This is a genomic window from uncultured Eubacterium sp. (assembly GCF_934295145.1).
In the GTDB taxonomy this organism is placed as follows: Bacteria; Bacillota; Clostridia; order Lachnospirales; family Lachnospiraceae; genus Eubacterium_I.
In genome coordinates this window covers 1-7,041 of sequence record NZ_CAKRAS010000089.1, presented here as the reverse complement: position 1 = coordinate 7,041, position 7,041 = coordinate 1, and the positions used below count along the sequence as shown (strand labels likewise).

Genomic DNA, 7,041 nt, shown 5'->3' with positions numbered 1-7,041 from the left:
GCAGCGCAGATAGAAAATCATTCGTGCCGGCATTGGAGTTTTCTTCCAGCTTCTTTTTAAATTACCCTAAACAAGAAGTTAGGCCAGGAAACCTTTTACTTTTTTATAGATACTCTCGCTATCAAGTTCATATTTCTTGATCAGCTCAGCACCAGGGCCAGATTCACCAAAACGATCATACACACCGATCTTCATTACTTTTGTCGGAGCTTTCTCGCTCAGTGTGTCGCATACAGCACTTCCAAGACCACCAATTACAGAATGCTCTTCTACTGTTACGACTTTGCCTGTTTTCTGTGCGGATGCAATAACCAGTTCCTCATCCAGTGGTTTGATTGTATGGATATTGATCACTTCTGCATCGATACCATCTGCTGCCAGCAGTTTTGCTGCCTCTACTGCCTCATTTACACACAAACCAGTTGCGATGATTGTCACATCTTTGCCCTCTTTTAATACAACGCCTTTTCCAAGTTCGAATTTGTAAGTTGCTTCGTCGTTGATTACCGGAACAGCCAGACGACCGAATCTTAAGTAAACCGGTCCCTCATACTCATAAGCAGCACGAACTGCTGCTTTTGCTTCTACATCATCACATGGATTGATCACTACCATACCAGGAATTGTACGCATCAGGGCAATATCCTCATTACACTGATGAGTTGCACCATCCTCACCTACGGAAATACCTGCGTGAGTTGCGCCGATTTTTACGTTTAAGTGCGGATATCCGATGGAATTACGAACCTGTTCAAATGCACGTCCTGCTGCAAACATTGCAAAAGAACTCATAAACGGAACTTTTCCACAGGTAGCAAGACCTGCTGCAATACCTGCCATATTGCCCTCAGCGATACCGCAGTCAATGTGACGCTCCGGGAATGCTTTTTTGAAAACAGCTGTCTTTGTTGCACCTGCAAGGTCAGCATCCAGAACTACCAGATTCTCATGCTCTTTTCCAAGCTCTACTAATGTATTGCCGTAACTGTCTCTTGTTGCGATTTTCTTTACTTCTGACATAATGCTTCACCTGCTTTCTTTAATTCTTCCATAGCAATGGCAAATTCTTCATCGTTTGGAGCTTTTCCATGCCATCCTGCCTGGTTCTCCATATAAGATACACCTTTACCTTTGATTGTTTTTGCAATAATAGCTGTCGGCATACCTTTTGTCTCGCGCGCCTCTTTTAATGCTGCCGCAATCTCATCAAAATCATTTCCATTGATATTGATCACATGGAAATTGAATGCCTCAAACTTTTTATCGATCGGATACGGAGAGCATACGTCTGCGATGTTTCCATCGATCTGAAGACCGTTGTTGTCTACAAATAATACAAGGTTGTCCAGTTTACGTGCTCCGGCAAACATAGCAGCCTCCCAGATCTGTCCCTCCTGGATTTCTCCATCACCTGCAAGTGAATATACGCGGTAATCCTTGCTATCCATTTTGGCAGCCAGTGCCATACCAACTGCTGCGGAAAATCCCTGTCCAAGAGAACCGCTTGACATATCAATACCCGGAATGTGTTTCATGTCCGGATGTCCCTGAAGCATGGAGCCGATGTGGCGCAGTCCTTCCAGCTCTTCTACTGGAAAATATCCTTTCTGTGCAAGTGTCGCATACAGACCTGGTGCAACGTGTCCTTTTGAAAGAACAAATCTGTCTCTGTTCGGATCTTTCGGATTTTTCGGATCTACATTCATCTCTACAAAATACAGATAAGTAAAAATCTCTGCTGCGGATAAAGATCCACCCGGATGACCGGATTTTGCGCTGTGTACGCCAGTGATGATTCCTTTGCGCACTTCTACAGCAATTTTTTCAAGTTCTAACTTTGTCATAATGTGCTCCCTTTCTTATTCTGCCCTTCCGAGTCAAGTTTTGTTATATTCTCAGCCTGTTTCCTGTTATAAAAACAGATACACTTTTTTCTGATTATAATTCTACTCGTCCTTCGAGGGCTCTTAATAATGTAACTTCATCAATATATTCCAGATCACCGCCCACCGGCACACCGCTGGCAATTCGCGATACTTTGATCCCGGTCGGTTTGATCAGTTTGCTGATATACATGGCAGTCGTCTCTCCTTCCAGACTGGAATTCGTGGCAATGATCACTTCTTTTACATCGCCCTGAAGACGCTGCATCAGTTCTTTCAGGCGGATATCCTCCGGTCCGATTCCAAGCATAGGAGAAATCGCGCCATGCAGCACATGGTATACACCATTGTACTGCCCTGTCTTTTCATAAGCTGCCAGATCACGAGTAGTTTCTACTACCATGATCGTTGTATGGTCACGTCCGCTGTTTCGACAGATCGGACATTCTTCTGCATCTGTCAGCGTGTAGCAGGTCTTGCAGTAACGGATATTTTTTCTTGCATCAAGAATAGTATCTGCCAGTCGTTCTACCCGCTCCGTCGGCATATTTAAAATATGAAAAGCCAGACGCTGCGCTGACTTACTGCCAATCCCCGGCAGAGAAGACAGTTCTTCTATCAATTTACTGATCTGCTTGCTGTAATAATCCATTAGAACGGAAATCCTCCGCCCATTCCCATGCCGCCTGTAATCTTGGACATGGACTGCTGTGAGATCTCCTCCATTTTACGCAGTGCTTCATTTGTAGCAGCTACGATCAGATCTTCCAACATTTCGATATCATCCGGATCTACTACTTCTTCTGCCAGTTTTACTTTTACAACTTCTTTTTTACCGGATACAGTTACTTCTACTGCTCCGCCACCTGCACTGGCAGATACTTCTTTTTCTTCCAGTTCTTTCGTTGCTTCTTCCATCTGACGCTGCATTTTCTGTGCCTGTTTCATCAGATTATTCATGTTTCCCGGCATTCCTCCCGGAAATCCACCTCTTTTTGCCATATTGCATCCTCCTGTTATCGCAATTTTACTCGTCTTCCACTTCAATGTCCATGTGAACGATCTGTTCCAGATCGATATAATTCTCTTCGAATGGACGTCCAGAATCGTTGGACTGCATCACCACTTCAATCTCTTTACCGATTCGGTTCGAAATCCGCTCTGTGATTTCTGTCCTGCGACGTTCCTCCGACACATAAGTATATGCCAAATCGTCGTCAAACACCAGCATTAATTTATTTTCTCCGCCAAGACTCAAATGGGCTCCCCTTAAATAAGTAGCAGTAACCCCTGGCAGTTCACGTACAATAGAACTCCAGTTTTTAACTACCTGACGGATATCATCCGGAATCGCCTTCGGCATCTGCACCGGTTCTTTCGGTTTCTGCGATGCAGCCGATGCACTTTCCGAAGCAGGCGACGCTGTCGGTGTCGCTGCCACAACAGTTACACCTTCTTCTACTTTTTTTTCAAGCTGAGCCACACGGTCTGTCAGAGCATCCTGCGTGGTTTCCATCGCCGGCCGACATAGTTTGATCAGTGCAATTTCAATCAATACACGTTTTTGTGGTGCGTATTTGAGCTGTCCCGACAGATCAGAAAAGATACGGATATAACGCATGATCACATCACCTTCGATCATGTCGGCTTCTTCTTTTAATAATGCCAGATTTTCACTGGACATGTCCAGTACATCTTCCATCTGATCAGAACTTTTTACCAGAAGAAGGTTTCGCAGATACCATACAAAATCCGTCACAAACTGTCCCAGTTCACGCCCCTGAATAATCAGCTCTTCCAAAAGTTCAATCGCCTGCACTACGTTATTTGCCAGAATAGAACGAAGCAGACGGCTGAATACTTCTGTATCTACTGCACCAAGCACTTCCAGCACATGATCGTATGTCAGCGGTTCACCCAGATAAAATGCGATACATTGATCCAGAAGACTCAATGCATCTCGCATAGAACCGTCACCGGCTTTTGCCACATAACGGACCGCTTTTTCCTCTGCTTCTACGCCTTCCTGCTGCAACAGATCCATCAGACGATCTGAGATTGTCTCAATGGAAATCCTGCGAAAATCATATTTCTGGCAACGGGATAAAATTGTGATCGGAATTTTATGCGATTCCGTAGTTGCCAGAATAAAAATAACATAAGATGGCGGTTCTTCCAACGTCTTCAGCAATGCATTAAAAGCTCCGATAGAAAGCATATGAACCTCATCGATAATGTATACTTTATACTTTCCCTGTGTCGGGGAATAGGAAACTTCCTCCCGGATCTGACGGATGTTTTCCACACCGTTGTTGGAAGCTGCATCGATTTCGATCACGTTCATGGATGACCCCGCTGCGATCGCCTTGCAGGAAGCACACTCCCCGCAGGGACTTCCGTCCACCGGATGCTCACAGTTTACAGCTTTTGCAAAAATCTTTGCCACCGTAGTTTTTCCGGTTCCACGGGTACCGCAAAACAGATAGGCATGTCCGATGCGGTCTGCCTTAATCTGATTTTTTAATGTTGTAACAATATGCTCCTGTCCTTTTACATCCTCGAATTCGGAAGGACGGTATTTTCGATATAAAGCCGTATAAGACATAGCGGCTCCTTTCTAACTTTCAGTAACACGTTTTGATACTCAAATCATAAATTCAAGTCGAACGCACGTGAGACTTGGTACGTGATTCTGGTCAACGTAAGCTGACATATTCATCTTAGAATCACTGTACATCTCCGCGGAGCGTTTATCTCAGTCGGAGTCTCAACTCAGACTGAGATGATCAATCTCCGAAACAAATTCCTACGATTTTTGCTTCTTTGATCAACTGGCAATCCGGCTGAACCATCTTCAACTTGCCAGCCACCTCACCCAGAGGTACTTTTTTGGTCTGACCATTGATCATACCAACCATATAACCGTAATCCTCATCCAGAATCAGTTTTGCTGCATGCGCACCAAGCTGTGTACAAAGTACACGGTCATAAGCACACGGACTTCCACCACGCTGCATATGCCCCGGAACTGTAACACGCACTTCATTTCCGGTGCGCTCCTGGATCTGTGCAGCCACTTCATAAGAAACTGACGGATATTTTGTTTCTTTTTTCTTTGCTTTCAGTTCTTTCTTGGAAAGCAATGCATCCTCTTTGGAAATTGCACCTTCTGCAACTGCCAGAATGGTAAATCCTTTTCCGTCTTTGCTTCGTTTGTTGATAGCCTCCACTACTTTGTCGATATCATATGGGATCTCCGGGATCAGAATGATATCGGCACCGCCTGCCACACCGGCATGGAGCGGAAGCCAGCCAACTTTGTGTCCCATGATTTCAACGATAAATACACGGTTGTGGGAAGCGGCTGTGGTATGGATGCAGTCGATAACTCCTGTCGCAATGTTCAGTGCACTTTCAAAGCCAAAGGTAATATCGGTACCGTAAATATCATTGTCGATCGTCTTCGGCAAATGAATGATATTCAGCCCTTCCTCACGAAGCAGATTTGCTGTTTTCTGTGTGCCATTTCCGCCAAGGATCACCAGACAGTCAAGGCTCAGTTTATGATAGGTATGCTTCATTGCAGCCACTTTATCCAAACCGTTCTCATCCGGTACACGCATATATTTAAACGGCTGACGGGATGTTCCGAGTATTGTTCCGCCTTTTGTCAGAATTCCGGAAAAATCTTTGGATGTCAGCAGACGATAATTCCCATAAATTAATCCTTTGTATCCATCATAAAAACCATAAATCTCCAGTTCATCCAGATTGGCATTTAATCCTTTTACTACTCCGCGCATTGCTGCATTTAAAGCCTGGCAGTCTCCGCCACTTGTCAGCATTCCGATTCTTTTCATCTTTTCCGCTCCTCTCTCAATTCACAGATCATCTGTTTTCCCAGACATGACATCTTTCTCTGCACATCTCTGTTATAAAGTATTATAAAACAATCTGCGAAAAAAACACATTGTCTGTTCTGAATTTTATCAAAATAACTACGGGATTACAAGACTAATTGACCTGTCTGAAAATTTTACGAACCTTTCACAAAACTTTTACCATTCCTTTTCGGGGATTGACGAACCTTTGAAAAATGTTTATACTAATTAAGTCTTATTTTGGAGAAGTACTCAAGTGGCTGAAGAGTCTGGCTTCGAACACCAGTAGGCCGGTAACACGGCGCGAGGGTTCAAATCCCTCCTTCTCCGCTGAAAAAGGGAATGCAAAAACGGCTTTCGTTCTGCATTCCCTTTTTTATTTCGCCAGAGGTTATTTCCTCATATCCCGGATCATGCTCGCTGCGACCATCACCGCACCGACGATCAGAACCACCAGTCCAAAGTTTTGTCCACCGAAATCCATCCAATTATGGAAATTTACTCCCGGCATAACAGCTCTGCCGTCATAAGCAACGCTGATCAGCGTGTTAGCAAAAAACATCCATACACCACAAAGTCCAACTGTAATGCTGATTTTCATCAAACGGCTGCACCTGATATATCGGAATACGATAAAAATTCCCCAGGCAAGTATCGAAAAAACGGTCAGTACCCACAAGTTCTGAGCAATAATGACACCTGTCACGCCTTTCACATAAAACAAGCAGCCGAAAAATACCATCAAATAGCTTAACACTGTATCAAGCGCCATGCAGATCAGACCTTTGTGGCGCAATATCGGCCAGTCATAATGCCAGCTGCATAAAATGATCGGCAAAAATACGCTGAGCAGACCAAAGCTGACGCCAAGCAGCGACATGATCAGCCAGTTACCGCCTAACACAATCCGGCAAACACACAGCATATAAATGGTCGATCCATAAAAACACCAGAAACACTTTTCTGCGCGTCTTGTTTTGGTCATCACCGGTACATTGATAAAGGAAAATACCATAGCAAGCCCACCGACTACGATAAAGAACCAGGAGAGGCGGTGCTCTGTCACAAGATTCCCGATAAAGCACGGGATCAAAACTGCCAGATAACAGAGATACGTCACCCAGGTATAGCCTTTTAATATCCGCAGATATCCGCGGGACTGCTCCTCAATCTCACGTTGATGCATGTCATCACTGGCCGTCAGAAGTTCATGTTCTGACACATGTAAGATTTCACACAAACTGGTAACCAGCGTCATATCCGGATAGGACAGACCG

The 7,041-nt window shown here is 44.5% G+C and carries 7 protein-coding genes and 1 tRNA gene; 1 reads left to right on the top strand and 7 read right to left on the bottom strand.

The annotated features are described in order from the left end of the window. Positions 1–78: 78 nt before the first annotated feature. The 6 genes from Q0I54_RS12740 to Q0I54_RS12715 all read right to left on the bottom strand — a co-directional run bounded on the left by Q0I54_RS12740 (position 79) and on the right by Q0I54_RS12715 (position 5,743). On the bottom strand, positions 79–1,020 hold the full coding sequence (locus tag Q0I54_RS12740) for a transketolase family protein (RefSeq protein ID WP_296119144.1): 942 nt from the start codon (positions 1,018–1,020) through the stop codon (positions 79–81). Further along, positions 1,008–1,844, bottom strand: a complete 837-nt coding sequence (locus Q0I54_RS12735) for a transketolase (RefSeq protein WP_296119142.1) — start codon at positions 1,842–1,844, stop codon at positions 1,008–1,010. The genes Q0I54_RS12740 and Q0I54_RS12735 overlap by 13 nt, the downstream gene beginning before the upstream one ends. Positions 1,845–1,938: 94 nt before the next feature. Further along, the gene (gene recR / locus Q0I54_RS12730) at positions 1,939–2,535 is read right to left on the bottom strand and encodes a recombination mediator RecR (protein WP_296119141.1); all 597 of its coding nucleotides are present in this window, start codon (positions 2,533–2,535) and stop codon (positions 1,939–1,941) included. Further along, positions 2,535–2,885: a YbaB/EbfC family nucleoid-associated protein gene (locus tag Q0I54_RS12725; protein WP_021737841.1), complete on the bottom strand. Its 351-nt coding sequence runs from the start codon at positions 2,883–2,885 to the stop codon at positions 2,535–2,537. The genes recR and Q0I54_RS12725 overlap by 1 nt, the downstream gene beginning before the upstream one ends. Before the next feature lie 25 nt (positions 2,886–2,910). Then, on the bottom strand, positions 2,911–4,488 hold the full coding sequence (gene dnaX, locus Q0I54_RS12720) for a DNA polymerase III subunit gamma/tau (RefSeq protein ID WP_296119138.1): 1,578 nt from the start codon (positions 4,486–4,488) through the stop codon (positions 2,911–2,913). Between the two features lie 181 nt (positions 4,489–4,669). After that, the gene (locus Q0I54_RS12715) at positions 4,670–5,743 is read right to left on the bottom strand and encodes a 6-phosphofructokinase (protein ID WP_288618986.1); all 1,074 of its coding nucleotides are present in this window, start codon (positions 5,741–5,743) and stop codon (positions 4,670–4,672) included. 263 nt (positions 5,744–6,006) lie between these two features. Between Q0I54_RS12715 and Q0I54_RS12710 the strand changes: the two genes are divergently transcribed. Further along, positions 6,007–6,094: transfer RNA gene (locus Q0I54_RS12710), tRNA-Ser, on the top strand. Positions 6,095–6,155: 61 nt separating this feature from the next. Here the strand turns inward: Q0I54_RS12710 and Q0I54_RS12705 are convergent. After that, a partial coding sequence (locus Q0I54_RS12705) for a hypothetical protein (RefSeq protein ID WP_296119136.1) occupies positions 6,156–7,041 on the bottom strand: 886 nt, incomplete at its 5' end.